Source organism: Defluviimonas sp. SAOS-178_SWC (genome assembly GCF_039830135.1).
Lineage (GTDB): Bacteria > Pseudomonadota > Alphaproteobacteria > Rhodobacterales > Rhodobacteraceae > Albidovulum.
This window is the reverse complement of record NZ_CP156081.1, coordinates 1,149,888-1,173,690: the sequence shown is the minus strand read 5'-3', so window position 1 is coordinate 1,173,690 and position 23,803 is coordinate 1,149,888. Positions and strand designations below refer to the sequence as shown.

Here is a 23,803-nt window from a genome sequence, read left to right as displayed (position 1 = left end):
CGCCTCAGGCCGCCACGTACCGAAGGATCGCAGCCTCGGACGCGGTGAGATTCCGCCTCGCATAGGCGCCGTATCGGAACGGGTCCGCGTCAAGCCCCGGAACCACGCCCAGAAGCGCCGCGCGCTGGTCAGGGTCGATCAGGTCGAGATCGGCATTGGCGGGGTGGAAGCTTTCCGTCTCCACGCCGTTGGCCCAGACGATCTGGTGGCGTTCGGTCAGAAGGTGGATGTAGGTCACTTCCCGCAAATGGGTTTCCGTCACAACCATCCGGTCGTCGATGAGATCGCGCGCTGCGGCCAGAACCTCGGTTTCATTGAAGAGCGCTTGAGCCCGCGCGCCCGTGACCAGGAGGCGGTGATCGGGCGACACGATGAGGTCATCCTCCGGCCGTCCATCACCGATGCCACCCGCGCGGATGCGGACGGGACGGAGACGGGGCATCGCGTAGAGCCGCGCGCCGCTCATCCGCCGCGCGCTGGTCCAGAGCACCTCCACCGCGCCGTCATCACGAGTCAGAATGGGATCGCCGGGACGGATCGCCTCGACCAAACGCGGACCGTCCGGCGTCGCGATCCGGGTGCCCGGCGTGAAACAGATCATGCCGCCATCGTCCCCCGCCCCGAGCGGCGGGTCGACACTGTGCCCGGTGACGTAAAGGTCGGTGTCCCTCGGCGGCAATGCGCCCGCGACCATGAGAAGCGCCGGCTCCGCCGACGGATCAAGCACGGTGATCGTGTAGGTCGCATGTCCGTCGGTGACCACGAAGCTTTGCGCAACGCGCATATCGTCATCGGCAGACAAAGTCCGATCGGCACCGGACGGACCGCGTCCGAGAAGCCGTCGCGCGACCGGCGCCGCGCGGCGATGCAGTTCGGCGGCACCTTCGGCCCCGTCGAGCAACAGAAGCTCCGCCGGGCCGTCCACCCGCACCGGGTCGCCCCACCAGCGCCATTGCGCACCGATCTCGATCGCCAAAACCGGCGCCGAGCGGATGCCATCCAACTCCATCTGCGCCGCAGAGATCACGAACGTGCCGCGATAGCCGGTCACCATGCCTGTCGATCCACCCACTTTGTCGTTCTGGGCCGTTCCGGTCCTTCTTATGGGTAAAATAGCACGCGGACCGAAATCGGCGAAAGCCGCGATCTCCGCGCACCGAAAGCCGGATCCGCGCTGTTGCACAATGGACTCTCTCCGCCCGCCCCTTGCATAGGGCGAAGATTTCTGCACCCCTGTCGGCCCGCCCGACAGGAGCCACGATGCAGAGCCACCGCCCCGCCGACCTCTTCGCCGCCTTCGCGACCGGTGGCCTCCTGACGCTGATGGTGCTCTTCAACGGGCAGTTCGCCGCGAACGGAACCGCGCTCTTCGCATCGTGGGCGGCGCATGGGACGGGCATGATCGCGGCCCTCGTCTTCCTCGCGCTGGTGCCCCGGCTGAGAGGAACGGGCCCCCGCATGACGGCGCCCCTCTGGTCCTATCTCGGCGGGCTCTCGGGGGCGGCGACCGTGATGCTGACGTCGACCACGGTCAATTCGGCGCTTGCGCTGTCGGGCACGCTCGCGCTCGGGCTTGCCGGCCAGATCGCCTTCGGGCTGATGGCTGACCGTTTCGGGTATTTCGGCCTTGCCCGCCGCCGCATCGCGCCACGCGACCTTGCTGCGCTCGCGCTGATCCTCGCGGGCAGCGGCCTGATCATCTTCGGGCGGGGAGGCTGACCCTTGGCCTGGATGATCGCCCTCGCCTTTCTCGCCGGCGTCCTGGTCTCGGTCAGCCGCTCGGTCAATGGCCGGCTCGCACTCTCGACGTCGGCGATGGTGTCGTCGCTCTGGAACCATGTCGTGGGTTTCGTGGCCCTTTCGGCGGTAGCGCTGATCTTTGGCCGGCTGATGCCCGACGGCGTGCCCGACGCGCCGCCGACCGCCTGGGCGGGCGGTACGCTCGGAGTGATCTTCGTGGCCTCGGGCAGCTACCTCGTCGCCCGGATCGGCGCGGTGGCGACGGCAATGCTGGTCATCGCCGGTCAGATGGTCTCGGGCGTCGCCCTCGACCTCTTCCTCGGGCATGCCGACGGACTTGTCTTCAAAACCGCGGGCGTGGCGCTGATCCTCGCAGGCATGGGCCTCGCACAGACCCGCCGGCGGGGATGAGGGACTTGAATTTGGCTTGCGTCGGACCACGCTGAGTGGCGCGCAGTCGGGTTCCCCCGAGGAATGGATGAGACGATGAAATGGACGCGGCCCGCGGCACGTGCCGCAAAGGATCACTGCATGACGAGGGTCAAGAGACGCCATGACCGAACGCATGGTCGAGGCCCGGAAAACGCGCCGAAATCGTCAACCATCGAAGGCTTATGACAACTCTGTCTGTCAGGAGAGTTCTGGAGCGGGCGGCGGGAATCGAACCCGCGTCTCCTGCTTGGAAGGCAGGGGTCTTACCATTACACAACGCCCGCTCGGCGCGCTATGAGGTAAGAGATGTAACCTGCGAGGTCAAGTGGGCCCCCAAGGCAATCTGGGAGGAACTCACGGATAAAGCATGCGCCGCCACCGTCGGAGCCGGAAACGGGCTGTCGGCGTCCCTCGCCCGAGAACTGTCCCGCGATCACAGGCTGACGCTCGCTGCACGTAGCGGAGAGAAGATGAAGGCCGTGGCTGGCGAAACCGGGGCAGACAGGCTGCTGCTAGACGCCACCGACAAGGCAGCGATCCAGGCTCTTTTCGACGCCCTGCCCGAGAGTCGCCGCGGGTCGTAATCTACGTTCCGTCGATGCGCGGCCGCGGCCCCGTGGCGGAGCTTGTGGCAGAAGACGTGCGGCGCTCGGTCGAGGTCGTCGCGAAGCGAATTCCGTTTCTTGGTCATTGCCCCGCTCGGAACACGCTTGAAGTGCGGACGTTTAAGGGCCGCAGGTCGGCAGGCCAAGCCGCGCCGACATCGCCATCTGCACCATGCAATAATAGTTATTGAAAATATCAATTATTAAGAGTACCTATTTCCGCAAGGAGGAGCAGATGTCGAATCAGGATGATGGCGCAGAGGATCGGAGCAACGGCGAAATCAAGGATACCGTGCTCGGATCCTTGATCGGCTACCAGTTGAAGCGGGCCTACATGCAGATCCAGCCGCATGCGCAAGCCGCGCTGGCCGAGGACTCGCTGCGGGTCGTGAGCTTCTCCTGCCTGTCGATCATCGTCGACAATCCGGGAATCGCCCAATCCGAACTCGCGACCGCCTTGCAAATGGAGCGCTCCAACCTGGTGATCGTCATTGACGAACTGGAGGAACGCGACCTCATCAACCGCAACAAGGTTCCGACCGACCGACGGCGCTATGCGCTGACGGCGACGCTGCGCGGCCGCCATCTCCGCGACCGGGCCGCCGAAAGGGTCAGCCGCGTCGAAGCCGAAATCGTCGACCGCCTGAATGAGGACGACCGGGCCCGCCTGATGTCCGTCCTCGAAAAGGTCAGGGATCGGCTGGCCAGCTAGACGACCAGATCCGCGCCGGCCGAGGTGGCCGGGGCGCATTGCTCAGGGAGGAGCTTCATGAAAACGCGCTTTGCCGCGACTTTGCTCGCATGCTCAATTTCCGCACTTGCCGCGTCGGCCTCGGCCGACACGATCCGTGCCACCAGCGCCTTCGGACCGAACCACGCCATCGCGAAGGATGTTTATCCGACGATCTTCAAGAAGCTCGAAGAGCTGACCGATGGCCGCTGGACCGGGCAGGACACGCCGTCGGGCCTTGTCGCACCGAACGAGATGTCGACCGGCCTGCGCGACGGCGTCACCGAATTCGGCCCTTTGCTGATGCCGTATTTCATCGCTGAATATCCAGACTCGGCGCTTGTGGCCGAATTGTCCATGCTGGGGTCCAGCGGCCAGGTCATCTCGGCCGCGGTGACCGAATACGTCGCCACCTGTGAACCTTGCCAGGCGGAGTTCGCCCGCAACGGTCAGGTCTATCTCGGTTCCGACACGACGCCGCTTTATCAGCTTCTGTCCACCAAGCCGGTCAAATCGCTGGACGACATGAAGGGCCTGAAGGTCCGCAGCGGCTCTCCCTTCTATGCGGCCTATATCGAGGCGATGGGCGGTGTCGCGGTTCAGATGCCGTCCAGCGAGTTGTTCGAAAGCCTCAGCCAGGGCGTGATCGACGCCACGTTCAGCTCGCCCCACGAAGTGATTGCCAACCGGTTGGGCGATGTCGTCGGCTACGTCACCGAACTGAACGAAGGCGTCTTCAACGGTGCGGCAGTCGCCACCGCCAGCAAGATTTTGTGGGACCGCATGGACGACGCCGATCGGCACGCGCTGGCGGCCGCCTCGCAATTCGGACTGGTGGCCGGTATCGCCGGCTTCGAAGCCCAGATCCGGGAGGTCAAGGACAAGAAGCTAGTCGAGTTCATCGCGCCGGATCAGGCCATGATCGACGCGCGCGACCAGTTCAACGCCGACCGCCTGGCCGGCGCGGCCGCGATCCTCGAAGAGCGTGGCGTCTCGGATGCCCAGGCCAAGATCGACCGCTACAAGGCGCTGATCGACAAGTGGGAAGGGCTGATCAAGCCCGAGATGACCGCAGACGAAATCGCCGCCCTGCGCGACCAGGAGATCTGGTCCAAGATGGATTACGCCGGCTACGGCCAGTGACGCCGCCGGCGCGCGCCGCATTCCGGCGCGCGCCGCTTTCGCAACCATTGCCGGGAGGGTCGGATGCTAAAGCCGATCGAAACTGCCATAGCGCGGATCAGTATGGTTCTGGGTGGCGTGGTGCTGATCCTGATGATGCTTCAGGTCGTCGTCGATGTCTTCATGCGCGCCTTCCTCGGCGCCGGCTTTCCCGCCACCTCTGACCTTGTCAGCAAATACTACATGGTCGCGGTCAGCGTGTTCCCGTTGGCCCTGACCGAATTGAAACGCCGCCACATCGAAGCGACGATCTTTACCCAGAACCTCACCGGCACTCCCCTGAAGTTTGTGGAACTGCTCGGCTTCGTGATCTTCGGCGCGGTTCTGGCCGTTCTGCTGGAAGGTTCCGCTGCCGAGGCCCTGCGTCAGATGCAGCGCGGCGCCTATGTCGAGGCCGGGACGATCCGCTTCCTGACCTGGCCAAGCTACTGGATCCTGCCGCTCTCGTTCGGACTCGCACTGATCGTCATCGCGATCCGCATCCTGGAAGTGCTCGCCGGGCGCTTCGACGACCGCGAACACGACATCATCGAGCAGGTCGAAGCCCTCAAGGAGAATGACTGATGGAGCCGGTCACCATCGGCGTCCTGGCCCTTCTGGCCCTGCTGGCGCTGATCGCGCTGCGCGTGCCGATCGCCGCCAGCCTGATCGCTGTGTCCTTCGTCGGGATCTGGTCTGTCGCGGGCCTGCGCCCCGCCCTGTCCATGCTGTCGACGATCCCCTACACCACGTCGGCGAGCTGGACACTGTCCTCGATCCCGATGTTCCTGCTGATGGGATACATCGCCTATCACTCCGGGCTGACGCGCGGCCTTTTCGAGGCCGCCCGGGTCTGGTGGGGCTGGCTGCCCGGCGGTCTCGCCATCGCCTCGCTCGCCGGTGCGTCGGGTTTTGCCGCCGTGTCCGGTTCCTCGGTCGCCTGCTCTGCCGCGATCGGGCGGATCGCGGTGCCGGAAATGGCGCGCCAGGGGTACAACCTGTCCATCGCCACGGGCGCGGTCGCGGCGGGCGGCACCATCGGCGCGCTGATCCCGCCCTCGATCATCCTGATCCTGTTCGGCATCCAGGCCGAGACCTCGATCAACCAGCTCTTCCTTGGCGGCCTCTTCGTCGGCCTCGCCTCCCTGGCCTTCTACATCGCGGCCGTCCTGGTCGTCTGGTGGCGCGACCCCGCCAAGCTTCCGCGCGCCGAACCCTACACGATGGGCGACCGCTGGCAGAAGACGGCCGAGATCTGGCCGGTCCTGCTGCTGATCGGGGCGGTATTCGGCGGGCTCTTCTCGGGCTTCTTCACCGCCACCGAGGCAGGTGCCTTCGGAAGCTTCGCGGCAATCCTGATCGGCGTGTTGCGCCGCTCCCTGACCTGGGAGGGGTTCCGCGAAAGCCTTGTCGACACCTTGCTGTCGGGCGGCGCGCTCTTCATCATCGCGATCGGTGCGAACCTCTTCACGCGCCTTGTCGCGATGTCGGGCCTGTCGAACCAGATGGGTCTGCTGGTCGAGGGGCTGGGCCTCGGCACCTTCGCGCTGCTCGTCGCGATCGTGGTGATCTACCTGATCCTCGGCATGTTCCTCGAACCGATCGGGGCGCTCCTGCTGACACTGCCGCTTTTCCTGCCGATCCTGGCGCAGCATGGCGTCGACAAGCTGTGGTTCGGCCTTCTCGTCGCCAAGCTTCTGGAGATCGGGATGATCACCCCGCCGGTCGGGCTCAACGTCTTCGTCATCCATTCGGTCGCGCGCGACTACGTGCGGCTCGAACAGGTCTTCGCCGGCATCGTGCCGTTCATCCTGGCCGATCTGGCGCTGGTCGCGGCGATGCTGGCCATCCGCGGCTTCATGTAGAAAGGGAACTCGGATGCATATTTCGGGTCAGATCGCGCTGGTCACAGGCGCCGGCAGCGGACTTGGCGAGGCCACCGCCCGCAGATTGGCCGGGCAAGGCGCCAGGGTCGTCGTGATGGACATGTCGCAAGCCTCCGCCGATCGGGTGGCAGGCGAGATCGGCGGCCTCGCGCTTGCCGCCGACGTATCGGACCCCGTCGCGGTCGAGGCCGCGTTCGAACGGGTGCAGGCCGAGCTCGGCACACCGCGCATCGTCGTCAACTGTGCCGGTATCGGGACCGCCGCCCGAATCCTGCCGCGCGACGGCACCCTGCCGTTCGAGGTTTTCGAACGGACCCTGCGCGTCAATCTCTTCGGCAGCTACGTCGTGCTCAGCCTGGCCGCCCGCGCGATGTCCACCGCCGAGCCGCTCGACGCGGACGGGGCGCGCGGGGTGATCGTCAACACCGCCTCGGTCGCCTATGAGGATGGCCAGATCGGCCAGGCCGCCTATGCGGCCTCGAAAGGCGGCATCGCCTCGATGACCCTGCCCGCCGCGCGGGAACTGGCCCGTTTCGGCATCCGCGTGATGACGATCGCGCCGGGCCTGTTCGAGACCGCGATGAGTGCCGGGCTGCCGCCCGGTGCGAAGGCCTCGCTTGAAGCCGGCCTGCCCTTCCCGTCGCGGATGGGCAAGCCCGACGAATACGCCATGCTGGTGCAAGCCATCGTCGACAATCCCCTGCTCAATGGCGCGGTGATCCGCATCGACAGCGCCGTGCGCCTGGCCCCGAAATGACGATCCACAGAGAGAGAAGAATGTCCGATCACGTGAAATACCTGACGACCGAAGTGGATGGTCAGATCGCCACCGTCACCCTGACCCGCCCTGACAAGCGCAACGCCATGAGCGACGGGCTGATCGCGGCGATCGAGGCCGCCTATTCCGGCCTGCCGCCCGAGGTCCGCGTAGTGATCCTGACCGGCGCAGGCGGCCACTACTGTTCGGGGCTCGACCTGTCGGAACATGTCGACCGCTCGGCCGAGGAAGGCGTCTATCATTCGCGCAACTGGCACCGGGTGATGGACGCGATCCAGTTCGGCGGGCGCGTCACGGTTTCGGCGATGACCGGGGCGGTGATTGGCGGCGGGCTGGAGCTTGCCGCCTCGACCCATGTGCGCATCGCCGAGCCTTCGGTGATCTTCCAATTGCCCGAGGGCCGGCGCGGGATCTTCGTGGGCGGCGGCGCCTCGGTCCGCGTGGGGCGCATCCTCGGCGCCGACCGGATGGTCGAGATGATGCTGACCGGGCGGAAATACAATGCCGAGGAAGGGCTGCGCCTCGGCCTGACCCATTACAGCGTCGGCGCGGGCGAAGCGCTGCCCCTGGCACGCAGGCTCGCTGCCGAAATCGCCGGCAACGCACCAATGTCCAACTATTTCATGGTCCAGGCGCTCTCACGCATCAACGACATGTCGCGCGCCGACGGGCTGTTCACCGAAAGCCTCTGCGCGGCACTCGTGCAGACTACACCCGATGCGCAGGAAGGCCTTCGCGCCTTTCTCGAAAAGCGCGCGCCTGTATTCCGCTGATCCAGAGCACACCGGGGGGAGAGATGACCGCAATTCCCGCAGCACCGAACGAGCCTGCCGCCCGCGCCGAATGGGCGCGCAAGCTGACGCTGACGCGCAATGTCCCGCACAAGGTGACGGTGGAGCGCCGAACCGACGGCACGATCCTGCTGGGCTCGGGCTATGACCTGCCCGACCCGGTTCCGAACACGGGTGCCTGGCTCAACCGCTGGGCCAGGGAAGCGCCCTACCGCGTCGCGGTATCCGAACGGCCCGAGGTCGGCCCCGGCTGGCGCAATGTCACCTATGCCGAACTGCTCGCGCAGGTGCGCGCCGTCGCCGCCGCACTCATCAAGCGCGGTCTGGGCCAGGGCGACTGTATCGTGATCATGTCCGGCAACGGGCTCGACCATCTGCTCCTGTCGCTCGGTGCGCAATATGCAGGCGTGCCGGTGGTGCCGCTGGCCGAGCAGTATTCGCTGATCACCGAGGCCCACGGTCGGCTGACCTACGTGCTCGACAAGGTCAAACCGAAGCTCGCCTTCGTCGACGACGCGACCCGGTACCGGGCCGCGGTCGAGCTTCCCGAACTGGCGGATGTCGAGGTCGTCGCGGTGCGCGGAGAGGCGGGGCGGCCGATCACCCCCTTCGCCGACCTGCTGGCGGGCGAGCCGTCGGTCGATGTCGATGCCGTCCACGCGACGGTCGGCCCCGACACCCTGGCCAAGATCCTGTTCACCTCGGGCTCAAGCTCGGACCCCAAGGGCGTGCTGACCACGCACCGGATGATGTGCGTCAACCAGGTGCAGATGGGCGTCGTCCTGCCCTTCCTCGACGATCACCCGCCTCGGATCACCGACTGGCTGCCCTGGAACCATGTCTTCGGCGGCAGCCACAACGTCAACATGATGCTCGCCCACGGCGGCACGCTGACCATCGACAGCGGCAAGCCCACGGGCAAGGGCTTTGCCACCACGCTCGGGAACCGCACCGACCGGCCGGGAACGCTGGCCTTCAACGTGCCGGTCGGCTGGGGCATGCTCGCCGAAGCCCTGAAGGACGATCCGGCACTGCAAAAGCATCTCTGCAAGGATCTCGACCTGCTGTTCTACGCCGGCGCCTCGCTGCCGCAGGCGGTCTGGGAGGCGCTCGAGCAGTTCTGCATCGAAGCGCGCGGCGGATTGCCGATGATGATCTCGAGCTGGGGCCTGACCGAGACCGCCCCGGCCTGCCTGATGGTGCATGAACCCATCGGCCGCTCGGGCGTGATCGGCGTCCCGCTGCCCGGCGTGATCGTCAAGCTGATCCCCGACGAGGACATGCGCTGCGAGGTCCGGGTGAAGGGCCCGAACGTGATGCCAGGCTATTACAACGACCCGGAACGGACCGCCAAGGCCTTCGACGATGAAGGCTTCTTCATCACCGGCGACGCCGTGAAATTCGTCGATCCGGAGGATCCGCAGCGCGGGCTGGTCTTCGATGGCCGCGTCTCCGAGGACTTCAAGCTCGAAACCGGGACCTGGGTGCAGGCGGGCAACCTGCGCATGTCCGCGCTCAAGGAGCTTTCGGGCATCGCGCAGGACGTGGTGATCTGCGGCCATGACCGCGGCGAGGTCGGGCTGTTCGTCTTCCCGACCCCCGCGCTGGCCAGTTCCGACGTCACTCGGGGCGCGATCACCGAGCCTCATCTGATGGCCCGGATCGAGGAGCGCCTGCGGGACATGAATGCCCAGGTCACAGGCTCGGCCAAGCGCATCACCCGTGCCATCGTCCTGGCCGAGCCGCCCTCGCTCGAACATCACGAGATCACCGACAAGGGATCGCTCAACATCCAGAAGATCCTGACCCGCCGCGCCGATTTGCTGGAAAGGCTCTACGACAACGAAGACCCGGCGCTGATCCGCGTCTGAGGAGGCTTAAGATGAAGAACATCGACTTCGACAAGGTCCGCGCGATCGACTTCCACACCCATGCCGAGGAAGCCTGCGGCTGTCATGCCGACGACGGCTATGACGATCTGCAATCGACGATGGCGAAATATTTCGGCGCGCCCTGGTCGCATCCTCCGACCATCGACGAAACGGCCGCGCATTATCGCAAGATGAATATCGCCGCGGTGATCTTCCCGGTCGATAGCGAGCGCGAGACGGGCTACCGGCGCTACGACAATTACGAGGTCGCCGATGCCTGCGCCAAGAACGACGATATCCTGATCCCCTTCGCCTCGATCGACCCGGCCAAGGGCAAGCTCGGCGCGCGCGAGGCCCGGGACCTGGTGGAAAACCACGGCGTTCAGGGCTTCAAGTTCCACCCCACGATGCAGGGCTTCTGGCCCAATGATCGGGCGGCCTATGTGCTTTACGAGGCGATTGCCGAGTCCGGCAAGCCCGCGCTGTTCCACACTGGACAGACCGGCGTCGGCTCGGGGATGCGGGGCGGCAACGGGATGCGGCTCAAGTATTCGGACCCGATGATCATCGACGATGTCGCGGTCGACTTCCCCGACATGCCGATCATCCTCGCGCACCCGTCCTTCCCCTGGCAGGAAGAGGCGCTGTCGGTCGCCCAGCACAAGCCCAACGTCTACATCGACCTATCGGGCTGGTCGCCGAAATACTTCCCGAAGATCCTCGTGCAATATGCCAACACGATGTTGAAGAAGAAGATGCTGTTCGGGTCGGACTGGCCGATGATCGCACCCGAGAAATGGCTCGATGCCTTCGACAAGGCGGAGTTCCGCGACGAGGTGCGCCCGCTGATCCTGAAGGAAAACGCGATGCGCCTTCTGGGCCTGAACGCCTGATCTTCCGGACCAACCACGACCCGAGGCACCGATGACCCCCTTCCAGGCCCCCGTCGACGACATCCTCTTCAGCCTGCGGACCTTCGCGGGCGACGTGCCCGCGCGCGACGCGGAGCTCTCCGAGGAGGTGATCCGGCATTTCGCTGCCTTCGCCGAGGGGGTGATCGCGCCGCTCAACGCGCCGGGCGACCGGCAGGGATGCCGGCTGGAAAACGGCCGGGTGCGGATGCCCGACGGGTTCGGCGCGGCCTATGCCGAACTGGCCGAAGGCGGGTGGCAGGGCCTGACCGCGCCGGAGGGCTTCGGCGGACAGGCGATGGACCACCTGACCGCCGCGGCCGTGTCCGAGATCTTCTCGGGCGCGAACCATTCGTTGCAGATGGTCACGGGCCTCGTGCCCGGGGCGATCTCGACGCTGCTCGCCCACGGGACGCCCGAACAGCAGTCCGCTTATATCCCGAAGCTGACATCGGGCGCGTGGCTCTCGACCATGTGTCTGACCGAGGCAGGCGCGGGATCCGACCTGTCACGCATTCGCACAAGGGCCAGCCGCGACGGCGCGGGCTGGCGCATCGACGGGCAGAAGATCTTCATCTCGGGCGGCGATCAGGACATGTCCGAGGGGATCCTGCATCTGGTGCTCGCGCGCACCGGAGCAGCCGAGGATGGCGTGAAGGGGTTGTCGCTGTTTCTCTGCCTTTCCGACGTCGAAGGGCTGCGAAACGCCGTCGCGGTGACACGGATCGAGGAGAAGCTGGGGCTGCACGCCTCCCCCACCTGCCAGATCGAGTTCGACGGCGCCCGCGCCGAACTGATCGGGGCAGAGGGCAAGGGGCTTGCCGCGATGTTCACGATGATGAACCATGCCCGGCTCGACGTCGCTTTGCAGGGCGTGGCGCATGCCACCCGTGCCCACGCGATTTCCGCCGCCTATGCCGCCGAGCGCCGGCAGGGCCGCCTGCCGGATGGCGCGCCCGCGACGCTCGCCGATCATCCCGACGTGCAGCGCATGCTGACCGAGCAATGCGACAGCGCCCGGATTGCCCGCGCGATGTGTCACATCGCGCTCGCCGAACTGGAGAGTGGCGCCCGCCCCGCATTGGTCGAGTTCCTGACGCCGCTCTGCAAGATCCACGCGACCGATGCAGGCATTCGCGCCGCCGATCTCGGCATCCAGATCCTCGGCGGGTATGGCTACCTCGAAGAGTACGGCCTGTCGCAGGTCTGGCGCGACGCGCGGATTACCGCGATCTACGAGGGCACGAACGGCATCCATGCCCTGACACTCGCCACGCGCGGGCTGCGCTTCGACGAAGGCCGCGCGATCGGGCAGTTCGCGGAACTGGCTACCAGGCTTGCGCCCGGCGATGCGGAGGTGCGGGCGCAGGCCGATGCGTGGACGGCCCGGGCGCGGGCCCTGGCCGGCATGGCCGATCTGCGCGCCGAGGCGCACGGCTTCGCGCAAGAGACGGCGGCACTGATCGCGCTGGCGATCGGCAGGCGGCTGGCGGCCTAGCCGCTCAGCCGCTCTCGCTTGCCGCCGTCGCCGCCTTTGCGGCGAGCGCCACGAACCGGCGGTATTCCTCCGGGCTCAGCCCCGGCAGGATGTCGGGTTGCAGCGCCACCACGACCGGCGTCAGCGCCGCTACAAGCTCCTCCCCCTGCCCGGTCAGCCGCAGCTCCCGCCCGCGCTTGTCCTGCGGGTTGACGATCCGCGACACGAGCCCCTTCTGCACCAGCCGGTCGACCACTGCCCCCACGGTCGCGCGGTCCTTCGCGATCGCCTGCGCGAGCCCCGCCTGGTCCATCCCCGGCTGGTAGCGCAGCGCGTCCAGCGCCGCGAACTGCACCGGCGTCAGGTCGAACCCGGCCTCGCGCACGCGGTCGTGGAAGACCTGGGTCGAAATCTGATGCAGGCGCCGGATCAGGTGCCCCGGCAGCAGGGGGCTTTTGGGTTGGCCGTCTGCCCTATCCATTCCGCTCTCTCCGGTAGCCGTCTCCGGCGGACCATAGCCGAAAATTGATAAGACGACATACTTTTTATTTGCGCCCCTCGCCGATCCGTGCAAAATAATAAGTCAACTTATCATTTCATGGGGAGGCGCCGCGGCATGCAGTACTATCTGAATGGATTTCACCCCGGCGATCCCGAGCTGCGCGACGCGGCGCCGGGGCGCGACACCGCCAAAGCCGGTCTTCCGGCGGAACTCGACGTGCTCATCATCGGCAGCGGACCGGCGGGCCTGACGCTCGCCGCGCAGCTTTCCGCCTTCCCCGACATCCGCACCCGGATCGTCGAACGCAAGTCCGGCCCGATGGACAAGGGTCAGGCCGACGGCATCTCGTGCCGGTCGATGGAGATGTTCAACGCCTTCGGCTTCGCGCACACGATCCTGCAACAGGGTTACTGGGTGAACGAGACGACATTCTGGAAGCCCGACCCGAAGGACCCTGCGAGGATCGCGCGCAACGGGCGCGTGCAGGATGTCGAGGACGGTCTGTCGGAAATGCCGCACATGATCCTCAACCAGGCGCGCGTGCATGACATGTATCTCGACATCATGCGCAAGTCGCCCTCGCGGCTGGAGCCGGATTACGGGCTCGAACTCGCCGGCCTGACGATCGACCCGGAGGCTGCCGACTACCCGGTGACGGTCACGCTGAAACCGGCCGAGGGGGCCGCCGGCCCCACCCGGACGCTTCGGGCGCGCTACGTCGTCGGCTGCGACGGCGCGCGCAGCCAGGTGCGCCGCGCCATCGGGCGCGAGCTTGTCGGCGATTCCGCCAACCAGGCCTGGGGCGTGATGGACGTTCTTGCCGTCACCGACTTTCCCGACATCCGCTGCAAGTCGCTGATCCAGTCCGCCGACGCGGGCAGCGTTCTCATCATCCCGCGCGAGGGCGGCTACCTCGTGCGGATCTATATCGAGCTGGAGAAGCTCAGCGAAGGCGAGCGGGTCAACCGCGACGTCACGGTCGACAAGCTCATTTCGGCGGCGCAACGCGTGTTCGCCCCCTATTCGCTCGAGGTGAAAGACGTGGTCTGGTGGTCGGTCTACGAGATCGGCCAGCGCCTGACCGACAAGTTCGACGACGTGCCTGCCGATCAAGTGGCAACCCGCCTGCCCCATGTCTTCATCGCCGGCGATGCCTGCCACACCCACAGCCCCAAGGCCGGCCAGGGCATGAACGTGTCGATGGGCGACACGTTCAACCTCGGCTGGAAGCTGGTCTCGGTGCTGCAGGGGCGCTGCGCGCCCGAAATCCTGCACAGCTATTCGGCCGAACGGCAGGCGGTGGCGCAAGACCTGATCGACTTCGACCGGGAATGGGCGCGGATCATGAGCGAACGCCCCGAGGACGGCGGCGATGGCAACGCGCCGAAGTTCCAGCGCTATTTCATCGAACACGGGCGCTACACGGCGGGCATGTCGGTGACCTACAAGCCTTCGACCCTGACCGGGGCGGCACGCTGGCAGGCGCTGGCGCCGGGCTTCCCGATTGGCGCACGGCTCCACTCCGCGCCCGTGGTGCGGCTGGCCGACGCAAAGCCGATGGAACTGGGCCACACCGTGCAGGCCGATGCGCGCTGGCACGTCTTCGCCTTCTGCCCGGACGAGGATCCGACCGCCGATGGCTCCGCCCTGCGCAAGCTATGCGACTTCCTCGAAACGGCGCCGAACTCGCCGATCCGGAAATACACACCTGCCGGCGCCGACACCGACAGCCGCATCGACCTGCGGGCCGTCTGCCAACAACCGAGCCGGGAGGTCGCGCTCGAGGCGCTGCCGGGGCTTCTTATGCCGCGCAAGGGCACATTCGGTCTGATCGACTACGAAAAGATGTTTTGCGCCGACCCGAACCCCGGCCGCGACATCTTCGATCTGCGCGGAATCGACCGCAAGACCGGCGCGCTGGTGGTCGTGCGGCCGGACCAATACGTCGCCCATGTGCTGCCCTTCGATGCCCACGCGGAACTCGCGCGGTTCTTCGACGGCTTCCTGCTGCCGGTTGCCGGGGATCGCTGATCCCCGCTATGCCGCAGATACCTATCCAGCGGTGAAGGCCGGCCACGCAAATCAGGTCGAGGCCCTTGAAGGAATCCAGCCGAGAGGCACAGGCACCGCCTACCCGAAAATCCGCACCAGGCCCAGCGAGATCACCGGCAGCGCGATCAGAAAGCCGATGCGCACGATGTCACTGATGAGGAACGGAAGAACTCCGCGGAAGCTCTCGATCATCGGAACGTCGCGTGCCATGCCGTTTATGACGAAGACATTCATCCCCACGGGCGGCGTGATGAGGCCCACCTCGACCACGACCACCGCCAGAATGCCGAACCAGATCAGCGTGTCCTCCCGCGGCATGCCGAAGTCCAGCCCCGCGATGATCGGGTAGAAGATCGGGATCGTCAGCAGCAGCATCGACATCGAGTCCATGACGCAGCCGAGCAGCAGGTAAAGCGCCAGCATCGACAGGAGCACCAGCATCGGCGTCATCTGCGAGGCCTGGATCGCGTTCGCCAGCAGCATCGGCGTCTGGGTCTGGGCGAGGAACGCATTGAAGATCTCTGCGCCGAGCAGGATCAGGAAGATCATCGCCGAGGTCGCGGCCGTGCCACGCAGGCAGTGCATCAGCCCCTTGAGCCGCAGCCCGCCATGCAGGATCGCAAGCACCCCGGTGCCGAATGCGCCGACCGCAGCCGCCTCGGTGGGCGTGAACCAGCCGCGATACATGCCCACGATCACCAGCGCGAAAATCAGGATCAGCGACCACGTCTCCTTCAGCGCGATCATCCGCTCGGGCCAGCGTACGCGCGGCCCGGCCGGACCGTCGGCCGGATTGCGGCGCACGAAGATCGAGACCGCGATCATGTAGCCCAGGGCGGCCAGCACCCCCGGCACGATCGCCGCGACGAACATCTTGGCAATGCTCTGTTCGGTCATCAGCGCGTAGAGCACCAGGATCACCGAGGGCGGGATCAGGATGCCGAGCGTCCCGCCGGCGGCCAGCGACCCGGTGGCGAGCGCGCCGCTGTAGTTGTAGCGGCGCATCTCGGGCAAGGCGACCTGGCCCATGGTTGCCGCGGTGGCGAGCGAGGAGCCGCAGATCGCGCCAAAGGCCGCACAGGCGCCGATCGAGGCCATCGCGAGCCCGCCCTTGCGATGGCCAAGGAAGGCTGCGGCGGTGCGGTAGAGCGCGCGGCTCATCCCGGCATGGGTAGCGAATTCCCCCATCAGCACGAAGAGCGGGATCACCGACAGCGAATAGGTCGAGAACTGGTAGTAGGTCGAAGTCTTGAGAAAGGCCAGAAGTGGCGTGACCCCGGTCCAGAGGCCGTAACCCCCGATCCCGACCGCCAGCATGGCGACACCGATCGGCACACGGATCGCCATCAGGGCGAGCAGAACCCCAAAACCCGTCAGTCCGGCGGAAATTCCGTTCATGTCATGGCCTTCCGCAAGTGTCCCCAAAACGTCGCCGCGCAGGTGGCGACCAAAAGCCCCATCGCGGGGACGATGATGAGGAAGCTCCACCAGACCGGGATCCGCAGCACCATCGACTGTTCGCCATAGGCTTGCATGTCGATGCCGCCATGGATCAGGCGCCACATCAGGAGCGCCGCGATCGCGAGGTAGAGGAGGTCTCCCAATGCCTCCAGCGCGTTGTTCATCCGCGGGTTCGCCTTCATCGTGAAGAAATCGACCAGCACGTTCCCGCCCACCGAATGGCACCACGGCAGGAAGCAGAAGATCGCGATCGCGCTGCCAATCTCGACGAGTTCGAAATCCCCCGAGATCGGCGCTCCGAACAGGGTGCGCTTGGTGACGCTGACGACCGTCATCAGCATCATCCCGACAAGCACAACGCCGCCGATCCCGGCAAAGACGCGACAGAGAGCGGCAATCCAGCCGGGCAGCGGCACCGGATGGCCGTGTTCGGTCAATGGTTCGGACATACCGCCCTCCTTCCTCGTCCTTACATGCCCATCGCCTTGGCGAGCATCGCCCTGGCGTCGTCGAGCATGGCCTGGCCGTCATGGCCGGCGTCGTTCATCGCCTTGACCCAGGCGTCGATCACCGGCTGGCTTGCGGTCTGCCATTCGGCGATATCGGCCTCCGGGATGATCGTGATCGTATGGCCGGCATCGACCGCCATCTTGCGCTGATCGTCTTCAGCCTTGTCGAAAGCCGTTCCCGCCATCGCGGCGAGCGTCGCGCCGGAGTTGTCGTCGATCACCTTTTTCAGATCGTCCGGCAGGCCGTCATACTTGGCCTGGTTCATCACCAACGCCATGACCGAAGTCGACATGCCGCCATTTTCATGGCCGAATTCAGTGTGATCCTTGGCGACCTCCTCGATCCGCAGCGTGCCGAAGACCTCCCACGGAATGACCGCGCCGTCGATCACGCCGGTGGTCAGCGCCTGCGGCACCTCGGGCACCGGCATGCCGACGGCGGTCGCGCCGAGCGCGTTCAACCCGTCGGTCATCGTGCGCGAGGGCGCGCGGATCTTCAGCCCGGCGAGGTCGGCCATGCTGGCGACCGTCTTGTCCCTGGTATGGATCTTGTAGCCCGCGGGCGCGTGGAGCATCAGGGCATGCACGTCCTTCAACTCGTCGCCGAGGTACTTCGCCTGGTAGTCCTGCAACGCCGCCGTGGTCTCGGCCGCAGTGCCGGCCATGAACGGCAATTCGAACGCTTCCGACATCGGGAACCGGCCCGGCGTGTAGCCGAGCAGCGTCCACGACACGTCCACGACCCCGTCGCGGGCCTGGTCGAAGAGCTGCGGCGGCTTGCCGCCAAGCTGCATCGAAGGATAGATCTGAACGTCGATCCGGCCGCCGGACTGGTCCTCGACCGCCTTGCTCCACGGCTCCAGCACGTCGCGCTGGATCGTCGAGTCGGCGGGCAGGAAATGTTCAACGCGCAGCACAACCTCTTGTGCGGCAGCGGCCCCGGCCAGCCCTGCGAAGGCGGCGGTGGCGAGCAGTAGATGTTTCATGGTGGTCCTCCCTTATGATTTCGTTGGGCGAGAGAACTCGCCCGCTTCGCCGGTATTTGCCCCGGGCGCAAGAATGCGCGCCCAGTCATGACCTGGTTGAAGGCGCGCAAGCGCCCCGGCCAGGGTTTCGGTCTCGCTCCTGCCGATCTCGGCCAAAGCGGTTGCGACGATCTTCAGCGCCTCGGCGCGCGGCATCTGATGCGCGAGATAGAAGCCCGCCGCCTCGGCCAGCATCGCGCCCCGGTCCTTGCGGAACGTCGCGTCGATCCGCACCGGGTCCGGTGTCAGTGTCCGGGCCAGCTCCTGCGCGAGGCGCAGCGCGGCGCCGGTGCGGATCACCATCTCGGGCAGGACGAGCCATTCGAGCGCGAGCGCCGATCCGTCGCGTTCCTGCGCATGGATCATCGCCTGATGCAGCGTGGAAATGGCGCCCGCGTTGAGCCGCGCGAGGCTGACCAGCGCCTCGGCCGCGACCGGGTTCGATTTCTGCGGCATGGTCGAGGATCCGCCGCCGGTGCCCGCCGTGACCTCGCCGATCCCGGACTGGGCGAGCAAAATGAGGTCGGCGCCGATCTTGCCGAGGGAGCCCGTCACCAGCGCCATCCATCCGCCAAGCTCCGCGATCGCGTCGCGGGCCGCGTGCCAGGGGATGTCGGCGGCGCCAAGGCCGAGGTCATCGGCCATCGCGCGGCGAACTTCGGGCATCCGGGGGGCGAGCGCCGCGCCGGTGCCCGCCGCGCCGTAGAGCGAGACGTTCAGGAGGCGCGGACGCAGCTCGGCCAGCCGGTCGAGATGGCGCGAGAGCGGCGCGCGCCAGACGGCGATCTTTGCCCCAAGCGTCGTCGGTGCCGCGATCTGGAACCGGGTCCGGGCGGCGATGGTCAGGCCGGCATGCGCCGATGCCTTCGTGGCGAGTTCGGCCTCCAGTCCGATCAACCGTGCCTCGATGAGGTCCAGCGCGGTGCAGAGTTGCAGAACCAGCCCGGTATCCTGGATATCCTGCGAGGTGGCGCCGAAATGGACCCAGTCACCATGCGCCCCGCAGGCCGATTTCAGCGCGCCAACCAGCGCCTGCGCGGGAATGCCGGATCTCGCGGTCACGGCGATCAGCCTTTCGGGGTCTGGCCTCAGGTCTTCGGCCGTGCGGGCAATTGCCTTGGCGGCATCCTCCGGGATGATGCCCAGACGGCCCTCGGCCCGCGCCAGCGCGGCCTCGGCCCGCAGCATCGCTTGCAGTTGCGCCCCGGCATCCATGACGGCGCGAAGCTCGATGTCGCTGAAGAGGCCGTCGGTCAACATCATGCGGCACGCAGACCCAATATGGCCCGCGCCTGCCCGCAGGTCGCGACGGGGCGGTCATATTTCTCGCATAGATCCACGGCGCGCTTCACCAGCGCCGCGTTCGACGGCGCCAGGGTGTCGCGACCGATCCGCACGTTGTCCTCGAGGCCCGTGCGCGCATGGCCGCCCGAAGAGATCGCCCATTCGTTCAGAACGATCTGGTTCGGGCCGATGCCAGCCGCGCACCAAGGCGCGTCCTCGCCGAAAAGGCGCTTCACCGTGTGGATGTAGTAGTCGAAGACGTCGCGATCCGCGGGCATCGCGTTCTTCACGCCCATCACGAACTGGACATAGGGCAGATCCTTGATCCGCCCGTCCTTCCACATCCTCGACGCCTGCAGGATGTGGCTCAGATCGAAGGCCTCGATCTCGGGCTTCACATCATACTTGATCATCTCCGACGCGAGCCAGTCCACGAGGTCCGGCGGATTCTCGTAAACGCGGGTCGGGAAGTTGTTCGAACCGACCGAGAGGCTGGCCATGTCGGGCGCAAGGGGCAGCATTCCGCCCCGTGCCTGACCCGCGCCCGAACGGCCGCCGGTCGAGAGTTGCACGATCATGCCCGGGCAGTGCTTCTCGATCCCGGCCCTCAGCGCTGCGAACCGCTCCGGGTCGCTCGTCGGCTTGCCCGCGTCGTCGCGCACATGGCAATGCGCGATGGTCGCGCCGGCCTCGAAGGCTTCGTGGGTCGACTCGATCTGCTCGGCAACCGTGATCGGCACCGCGGGGTTGTTTTCCTTGGTGGGGAGCGAACCGGTGATCGCCACGCAGATGATGCAGGGTTTGGTCATGTCGCGATCTCAGATGTCGAAGAAGACGGTTTCGTTGTCGCCCTGGAGCCGGATATCGAAGCGATAGACGATCTTGCCGTCGCGCTCCGTCCTCTTCGCGATCAGGGTCGCGCGGCGGTGTTCCCACTCGATCAGGTTCAGGACCGGATCGGCGGCGTTCGCCTCAGCCTCGTCCTCGAAATACATCCGGGTGTTGAGCCCGATATTGATGCCGCGCGCGACAATCCAGAGGTTGAGGTGCGGCGCCATCGGCGCGTGCGTCTCGTCGGCGCGGCCCTGCCAGTCGGGATGGGTTTCGCGGACCTTCTGGGCCACGCTCGACGTCAACTTGGCACGCGGGGTCACCGCGCCCGGCTTGACCGTATCAAAACCCCATTCGCCGGTTTCGAAATCGGTGATGACGCGGCCCCAACCCCGAAAGCCCTCTTCGACCGGCCCGCCGCCCTCGGGGTGGGCGTAGTTGCCGTCGGCATTGGCCTGCCAGACCTCAAGCAGCACATCCTTCACCGGGCTGCCCATGCCGTCGATCACCAGCCCCTCGACGCGGATGGGTTCGCCCCTGGCATTCGGCCCGGCGATGTCCCAGCCAAGCTCCTGGCGGTAGATGTCGAAACCCGCGGCGCCGGGCGCGAGCCCGATATGGACGTAAGGACCAGCGGTCTGCGAGGCGGTTTCGCGAAGGTAATTCAGATTCTGCGGCATGTCAGTTCCCCTCCAGCCGGTTCTCGAACAGGGTCGACCGGCGGCCCCGAAGAACGATGTCGAATTTGTACGCGATGGAATCCAGCGGGATCGTCGCATTGAGGTCGAGCTTCGCGGTCAACTGCTCGATCGCGTCCGGGTCCGGGATCGTCTGGACGATCGGGCAAAGCGGGATCAGCGGGTCGCCCTCGAAATAGAGCTGGGTGATGAGCCGCTGCAGGAAGCCCGAGCCGAAGATCGAAACGTGGATATGGGCGGGCCGCCAGTTGTTGACCCAATTGCGCCAGGGATAGGCGCCGGGCTTCACCGTTCGGAAGAAATAATACCCGTTCTCGTCCGTCAGCGTGCGGCCGCAGCCGCCGAAGTTCGGGTCGATGGGCGCAAGGTAGGTGTCCTTCTTGTGACGGTAGCGCCCGCCGGCATTGGCCTGCCAGATCTCGACCAGAGTGTTCGGCACCGGCCGCGCGTTCTCGTCAAGCACCCGGCCGTGGACGATGATGCGCTCGCCCACCGGATCGCCGGTCTTGGCGTAGTTCTTGATGAGGTCGTTGTCGATCGGGTCGATATCGTTATGGCCGAACACCGGGCCGGTGATCTCGCTCACGGAGTTCTGCAGCGAAATCATCGAATAGCGCGGGCTGCGCGCCACGGATGTCTTGTAGCTCGGGACATGCGCGGGCGGATGCAGGCGCCTGTCGCGCTGGTAATATTCTGCGGGTGTCATCGGCTGCCCTCCTCGGCAGGGGTTTCAGCGTCCATTTCGGCATAGGTCTGCTTGGCGAGCTTGAGCGCGTGGTTCGCGCGGGGCACGCCGGCATAGATGGCGACATGCTGGAACGCCTCGAGCACGTCGCGGCGCGAGGCGCCGGTGCGCGCGGTGGCGCGGACATGCATCGGGATCTCCTCGAAATTTCCGGTCGCGGCCAGAAGCGCGAGGGTCAGCATGGAGCGTTCGCGGCGGCTGATGCCGTCGCTGGCCCAGACGGTGCCCCAGGCCGAGCTGGCGATGAGTTCCTGGAAGGGGGCGTCGAACTCGGTCTTGCCGGCCTCGGCGCGATCGACATGGGTATCGCCGAGAACCTCCCGGCGAACCTGCATTCCAAGGGCATAGCGGTCAGACATGGCCAACTTCCTCAAGAAAACCGGTGAGAATCGCGGCGTAGTCGGCGGGGGCCTCGACGCAAGGGATATGGCCGGCGCCCTCGATCACCGAGAACCGCGCGCCGGGGATCAGGTCGGCCGTCGCCCGGACCACGTCGGGCGGGGTGGAGCCGTCTTCGGTCCCGGCGATCAGGTGCACCGGCAGGTTCAGGCCCCGTGCCGCCGTGCGCAGGTCCGCAGCGGCGATCGCCTGGCAGCAGGCGATGTAGCCCTCGACCGGCTGGCGTTCGAGCATCCGCTGCCAGGGCGCGGCGCGGCCGCTCTGACGGAAGGCGGACGAGAACCAGCGCTCCATCGTCGGCGCGCCGATGCTGGTCAGGCCGCCGGTACGGATCGCGGCGATCCGGTCCCGCCACAGCGGCTCATCGCCGATCTTCGCGGCGCTGTTCGAAATCACGAGCCCGCGCAGGAGCCCGCCGTGCCGCGCGGCGAGCGACAGGCCGATCAGGCCGCCGACGGACAGGCCGACGAACACGGTATCGCGAAGGCCGAGATGCCGGATCAGACCGGCGGCATCGTCGGCCAGGTTCTCGATCGTATAGGGGCCGGAGGGCTCGTCGCTCAGCCCGTGGCCGCGCTTGTCGTAGCGCACCACGCGCAGCCCGGCAGGCAGGTGCGGCAGGAGATCGTCCCAGACCCGGTAATCGGTGCCGAGCGAATTGGCGAACATGACCGCCGGGCCGTCCTTGGGCCCCTGATCGACATAACAGATATCGACCCCGTTTAGGTTCGCGCTCAGCATCAGTAGGGCAGCCCCACATAGTTCTCGGCAAAGGCGCGCTGCTGCGCCTCGTTGTCGCGCAGGAAGGCGATGTCCGCCTGCTGCATCTTCAGGTCGAACGGGCTCTGGTCCGGGTAGCGGTGCAGAAGGCCGCTGAACCACCAGCTGAAGCGTTCCGCCTTCCAGACCCGCAACAGGGCGCGCTCAGAATACCTGTCGATCCCCTCGCTGTCGCCTTCCTCGTAGAACTGGCACAGGCCCTGGTAGAGGTATTGGACGTCGCTCGCGGCGGTGTTGAGGCCCTTGGCCCCGGTCGGCGGCACGATATGGGCCGCGTCGCCGCACAGGAACAGCCGACCCCAGCGCATCGGCTCGGTCACGAAGGACCGGAGCGGCGCGATGGACTTCTCGATCGACGGGCCGGTGACCAGACGCTCGGCCACGTCCGCGGGAAGACGCCGCTTCAACTCGTCCCAGAAGGCGGCATCGGTCCAGTCCTCCGGGTGATCGGACAGGGCGCACTGGATGTAATAGCGCGACAGGCTCGCGCTGCGCATCGAGCAAAGGGCGAAACCGCGTTCGGAATTGGCGTAGATCAGTTCGTCATGCACCGGCGGCGTGCGTGACAGGATGCCGAGCCAGCCGAAGGGATAGGTCTTTTCGTATTCGCGCCGCACAGACAGCGGAATCGTCTGGCGGCTGACGCCGTGAAACCCGTCGCAACCCGCGATGAAATCACAGTCGATCCGGTGCCCATTGCCATTCTGGCGGTAGGTCACATAGGGCTTGTCAGTGTCGGCACCGTGGATTTCGACATGGTCGACCTCGAACTCGGTGCGCGCGCCCGACGCCTCGCGGGCGTCGTAAAGATCGTGCGTCACCTCGGTCTGGCCGTAGACGAGGATCGGTGTGCCGGTCAGCTTCTTGAAGTCGATATGGAACATCTCGCCGTTCGCGGCGATCTGGGTGCCATCATGCACGTAGCCTTCACGATGCAGCCGTTCGGCGACGCCAGCCTCTTCCATCAGCCGAACAAGGCCGGTCTCAAGCACCCCGGCGCGGATCCGGCTCAGCACATAGTCGCGGGTCTTGCGCTCGAGAACCACGGCCTCGATGCCGCGCTTGTGCAGCAACTGGCCCAGCAGCAATCCGGACGGGCCGCCGCCGATGATGACGACTGGTATGTGCATGAATG

General features: G+C 66.3%; 24 protein-coding genes and 1 tRNA gene. 12 read left to right on the top strand and 13 right to left on the bottom strand.

Features of this window, described 5'->3' with window-relative positions:
• Positions 1–4: 4 nt before the first annotated feature.
• Positions 5–1,072, bottom strand: coding sequence for a Hint domain-containing protein (locus V5734_RS06560; protein WP_347312703.1), 1,068 nt, complete (start codon positions 1,070–1,072; stop codon positions 5–7).
• A 188-nt stretch (positions 1,073–1,260) separates the two neighbouring features.
• Here V5734_RS06560 and V5734_RS06555 point away from each other — a divergent pair, with 188 nt between their 5' ends.
• Both V5734_RS06555 and V5734_RS06550 read left to right on the top strand, forming a co-directional pair.
• Positions 1,261–1,719 carry a DMT family transporter gene (locus V5734_RS06555; RefSeq protein WP_347312702.1) on the top strand — a complete coding sequence of 153 codons (459 nt, stop codon included), beginning with the start codon at positions 1,261–1,263 and terminating at the stop codon, positions 1,717–1,719.
• Positions 1,720–1,731: 12 nt separating this feature from the next.
• Entirely contained in the window at positions 1,732–2,151 is a 420-nt protein-coding gene (locus V5734_RS06550; protein WP_347313585.1) for a DMT family transporter, read from the top strand.
• A 231-nt stretch (positions 2,152–2,382) separates the two neighbouring features.
• Here V5734_RS06550 and V5734_RS06545 read toward each other — a convergent pair.
• Positions 2,383–2,456: transfer RNA gene (locus tag V5734_RS06545), tRNA-Gly, on the bottom strand.
• Positions 2,457–3,012: 556 nt separating this feature from the next.
• On the opposite strand from V5734_RS06545, the gene V5734_RS06540 reads away from it, so the two are divergent.
• The 9 genes from V5734_RS06540 (at position 3,013) to V5734_RS06500 (ending at position 12,403) form a co-directional block, all read left to right on the top strand.
• Complete coding sequence (locus V5734_RS06540; protein ID WP_347312701.1) at positions 3,013–3,489, top strand: MarR family winged helix-turn-helix transcriptional regulator; 477 nt, start codon at positions 3,013–3,015, stop codon at positions 3,487–3,489.
• Between the two features lie 57 nt (positions 3,490–3,546).
• Complete coding sequence (locus V5734_RS06535; RefSeq protein WP_347312700.1) at positions 3,547–4,650, top strand: C4-dicarboxylate TRAP transporter substrate-binding protein; 1,104 nt, start codon at positions 3,547–3,549, stop codon at positions 4,648–4,650.
• 63 nt (positions 4,651–4,713) lie between these two features.
• Positions 4,714–5,253 (top strand): TRAP transporter small permease, encoded by a 540-nt coding sequence (locus V5734_RS06530; RefSeq protein ID WP_347312699.1) that lies wholly within the window; start codon positions 4,714–4,716, stop codon positions 5,251–5,253.
• Positions 5,253–6,533, top strand: a complete 1,281-nt coding sequence (locus tag V5734_RS06525; RefSeq protein ID WP_347312698.1) for a TRAP transporter large permease — start codon at positions 5,253–5,255, stop codon at positions 6,531–6,533. Before V5734_RS06530 ends, V5734_RS06525 begins: the two co-directional genes overlap by 1 nt.
• Before the next feature lie 13 nt (positions 6,534–6,546).
• Positions 6,547–7,311, top strand: a complete 765-nt coding sequence (locus V5734_RS06520; protein ID WP_347312697.1) for an SDR family NAD(P)-dependent oxidoreductase — start codon at positions 6,547–6,549, stop codon at positions 7,309–7,311.
• Between the two features lie 20 nt (positions 7,312–7,331).
• On the top strand, positions 7,332–8,105 hold the full coding sequence (locus tag V5734_RS06515) for a crotonase/enoyl-CoA hydratase family protein (RefSeq protein WP_347312696.1): 774 nt from the start codon (positions 7,332–7,334) through the stop codon (positions 8,103–8,105).
• Between the two features lie 23 nt (positions 8,106–8,128).
• Positions 8,129–9,994: a feruloyl-CoA synthase gene (locus V5734_RS06510; RefSeq protein WP_347312695.1), complete on the top strand. Its 1,866-nt coding sequence runs from the start codon at positions 8,129–8,131 to the stop codon at positions 9,992–9,994.
• Positions 9,995–10,005: 11 nt separating this feature from the next.
• Positions 10,006–10,887, top strand: coding sequence for an amidohydrolase family protein (locus tag V5734_RS06505; RefSeq protein ID WP_347312694.1), 882 nt, complete (start codon positions 10,006–10,008; stop codon positions 10,885–10,887).
• Between the two features lie 31 nt (positions 10,888–10,918).
• Positions 10,919–12,403: an acyl-CoA dehydrogenase family protein gene (locus V5734_RS06500; RefSeq protein ID WP_347312693.1), complete on the top strand. Its 1,485-nt coding sequence runs from the start codon at positions 10,919–10,921 to the stop codon at positions 12,401–12,403.
• A 4-nt stretch (positions 12,404–12,407) separates the two neighbouring features.
• Here the strand turns inward: V5734_RS06500 and V5734_RS06495 are convergent, their stop codons facing one another.
• Entirely contained in the window at positions 12,408–12,863 is a 456-nt protein-coding gene (locus tag V5734_RS06495) for a MarR family winged helix-turn-helix transcriptional regulator (RefSeq protein ID WP_347312692.1), read from the bottom strand.
• 135 nt (positions 12,864–12,998) lie between these two features.
• On the opposite strand from V5734_RS06495, the gene V5734_RS06490 reads away from it, so the two are divergent.
• Positions 12,999–14,915, top strand: a complete 1,917-nt coding sequence (locus tag V5734_RS06490; protein ID WP_347312691.1) for an FAD-binding monooxygenase — start codon at positions 12,999–13,001, stop codon at positions 14,913–14,915.
• 99 nt (positions 14,916–15,014) lie between these two features.
• Here V5734_RS06490 and V5734_RS06485 read toward each other — a convergent pair whose 3' ends face one another.
• The 10 genes from V5734_RS06485 to pobA are packed head-to-tail and all read right to left on the bottom strand — an operon-like array spanning position 15,015 to position 23,798.
• Complete coding sequence (locus V5734_RS06485) at positions 15,015–16,334, bottom strand: TRAP transporter large permease (RefSeq protein ID WP_347312690.1); 1,320 nt, start codon at positions 16,332–16,334, stop codon at positions 15,015–15,017.
• The gene (locus V5734_RS06480; RefSeq protein ID WP_347312689.1) at positions 16,331–16,846 is read right to left on the bottom strand and encodes a TRAP transporter small permease; all 516 of its coding nucleotides are present in this window, start codon (positions 16,844–16,846) and stop codon (positions 16,331–16,333) included. Before V5734_RS06480 ends, V5734_RS06485 begins: the two co-directional genes overlap by 4 nt.
• A gap of 20 nt (positions 16,847–16,866) precedes the next feature.
• A complete protein-coding gene (locus tag V5734_RS06475) occupies positions 16,867–17,892 on the bottom strand; it encodes a TRAP transporter substrate-binding protein (RefSeq protein WP_347312688.1) in 1,026 nt (341 codons plus the stop codon).
• Positions 17,893–17,904: 12 nt separating this feature from the next.
• Positions 17,905–19,194, bottom strand: coding sequence for a lyase family protein (locus V5734_RS06470; RefSeq protein WP_347312687.1), 1,290 nt, complete (start codon positions 19,192–19,194; stop codon positions 17,905–17,907).
• Positions 19,191–20,024, bottom strand: coding sequence for a 3-keto-5-aminohexanoate cleavage protein (locus tag V5734_RS06465; RefSeq protein WP_347312686.1), 834 nt, complete (start codon positions 20,022–20,024; stop codon positions 19,191–19,193). The genes V5734_RS06470 and V5734_RS06465 overlap by 4 nt, the downstream gene beginning before the upstream one ends.
• Before the next feature lie 9 nt (positions 20,025–20,033).
• The gene (locus V5734_RS06460) at positions 20,034–20,726 is read right to left on the bottom strand and encodes a protocatechuate 3,4-dioxygenase subunit alpha (protein WP_347312685.1); all 693 of its coding nucleotides are present in this window, start codon (positions 20,724–20,726) and stop codon (positions 20,034–20,036) included.
• 1 nt (position 20,727) lies between these two features.
• Positions 20,728–21,450, bottom strand: coding sequence for a protocatechuate 3,4-dioxygenase subunit beta (gene pcaH, locus V5734_RS06455; protein WP_347312684.1), 723 nt, complete (start codon positions 21,448–21,450; stop codon positions 20,728–20,730).
• Positions 21,447–21,848 carry a 4-carboxymuconolactone decarboxylase gene (gene pcaC / locus V5734_RS06450; protein ID WP_347312683.1) on the bottom strand — a complete coding sequence of 134 codons (402 nt, stop codon included), beginning with the start codon at positions 21,846–21,848 and terminating at the stop codon, positions 21,447–21,449. Before pcaC ends, pcaH begins: the two co-directional genes overlap by 4 nt.
• Positions 21,841–22,629, bottom strand: a complete 789-nt coding sequence (pcaD, locus tag V5734_RS06445; RefSeq protein WP_347312682.1) for a 3-oxoadipate enol-lactonase — start codon at positions 22,627–22,629, stop codon at positions 21,841–21,843. The genes pcaC and pcaD overlap by 8 nt, the downstream gene beginning before the upstream one ends.
• Entirely contained in the window at positions 22,629–23,798 is a 1,170-nt protein-coding gene (gene pobA, locus V5734_RS06440) for a 4-hydroxybenzoate 3-monooxygenase (protein ID WP_347312681.1), read from the bottom strand. Before pobA ends, pcaD begins: the two co-directional genes overlap by 1 nt.
• Positions 23,799–23,803 lie beyond the last annotated feature (5 nt).

Excerpts from the sequence above, each read along its gene's own strand:
- V5734_RS06555 (WP_347312702.1), top strand. The coding sequence starts at position 1,261 with ATGCAGAGCCACCGCCCCGCCGACCTCTTCGCCGCCTTCGCGACCGGT.
- V5734_RS06550 (WP_347313585.1), top strand. The coding sequence starts at position 1,732 with ATGATCGCCCTCGCCTTTCTCGCCGGCGTCCTGGTCTCGGTCAGCCGC.
- V5734_RS06540 (WP_347312701.1), top strand. The coding sequence starts at position 3,013 with ATGTCGAATCAGGATGATGGCGCAGAGGATCGGAGCAACGGCGAAATC.
- V5734_RS06535 (WP_347312700.1), top strand. The coding sequence starts at position 3,547 with ATGAAAACGCGCTTTGCCGCGACTTTGCTCGCATGCTCAATTTCCGCA.
- V5734_RS06530 (WP_347312699.1), top strand. The coding sequence starts at position 4,714 with ATGCTAAAGCCGATCGAAACTGCCATAGCGCGGATCAGTATGGTTCTG.
- V5734_RS06525 (WP_347312698.1), top strand. The coding sequence starts at position 5,253 with ATGGAGCCGGTCACCATCGGCGTCCTGGCCCTTCTGGCCCTGCTGGCG.
- V5734_RS06520 (WP_347312697.1), top strand. The coding sequence starts at position 6,547 with ATGCATATTTCGGGTCAGATCGCGCTGGTCACAGGCGCCGGCAGCGGA.
- V5734_RS06515 (WP_347312696.1), top strand. The coding sequence starts at position 7,332 with ATGTCCGATCACGTGAAATACCTGACGACCGAAGTGGATGGTCAGATC.
- V5734_RS06510 (WP_347312695.1), top strand. The coding sequence starts at position 8,129 with ATGACCGCAATTCCCGCAGCACCGAACGAGCCTGCCGCCCGCGCCGAA.
- V5734_RS06505 (WP_347312694.1), top strand. The coding sequence starts at position 10,006 with ATGAAGAACATCGACTTCGACAAGGTCCGCGCGATCGACTTCCACACC.
- V5734_RS06500 (WP_347312693.1), top strand. The coding sequence starts at position 10,919 with ATGACCCCCTTCCAGGCCCCCGTCGACGACATCCTCTTCAGCCTGCGG.
- V5734_RS06495 (WP_347312692.1), bottom strand. The coding sequence starts at position 12,863 with ATGGATAGGGCAGACGGCCAACCCAAAAGCCCCCTGCTGCCGGGGCAC.
- V5734_RS06490 (WP_347312691.1), top strand. The coding sequence starts at position 12,999 with ATGCAGTACTATCTGAATGGATTTCACCCCGGCGATCCCGAGCTGCGC.
- V5734_RS06485 (WP_347312690.1), bottom strand. The coding sequence starts at position 16,334 with ATGAACGGAATTTCCGCCGGACTGACGGGTTTTGGGGTTCTGCTCGCC.
- V5734_RS06480 (WP_347312689.1), bottom strand. The coding sequence starts at position 16,846 with ATGTCCGAACCATTGACCGAACACGGCCATCCGGTGCCGCTGCCCGGC.
- V5734_RS06475 (WP_347312688.1), bottom strand. The coding sequence starts at position 17,892 with ATGAAACATCTACTGCTCGCCACCGCCGCCTTCGCAGGGCTGGCCGGG.
- V5734_RS06470 (WP_347312687.1), bottom strand. The coding sequence starts at position 19,194 with ATGATGTTGACCGACGGCCTCTTCAGCGACATCGAGCTTCGCGCCGTC.
- V5734_RS06465 (WP_347312686.1), bottom strand. The coding sequence starts at position 20,024 with ATGACCAAACCCTGCATCATCTGCGTGGCGATCACCGGTTCGCTCCCC.
- V5734_RS06460 (WP_347312685.1), bottom strand. The coding sequence starts at position 20,726 with ATGCCGCAGAATCTGAATTACCTTCGCGAAACCGCCTCGCAGACCGCT.
- pcaH (WP_347312684.1), bottom strand. The coding sequence starts at position 21,450 with ATGACACCCGCAGAATATTACCAGCGCGACAGGCGCCTGCATCCGCCC.
- pcaC (WP_347312683.1), bottom strand. The coding sequence starts at position 21,848 with ATGTCTGACCGCTATGCCCTTGGAATGCAGGTTCGCCGGGAGGTTCTC.
- pcaD (WP_347312682.1), bottom strand. The coding sequence starts at position 22,629 with ATGCTGAGCGCGAACCTAAACGGGGTCGATATCTGTTATGTCGATCAG.
- pobA (WP_347312681.1), bottom strand. The coding sequence starts at position 23,798 with ATGCACATACCAGTCGTCATCATCGGCGGCGGCCCGTCCGGATTGCTG.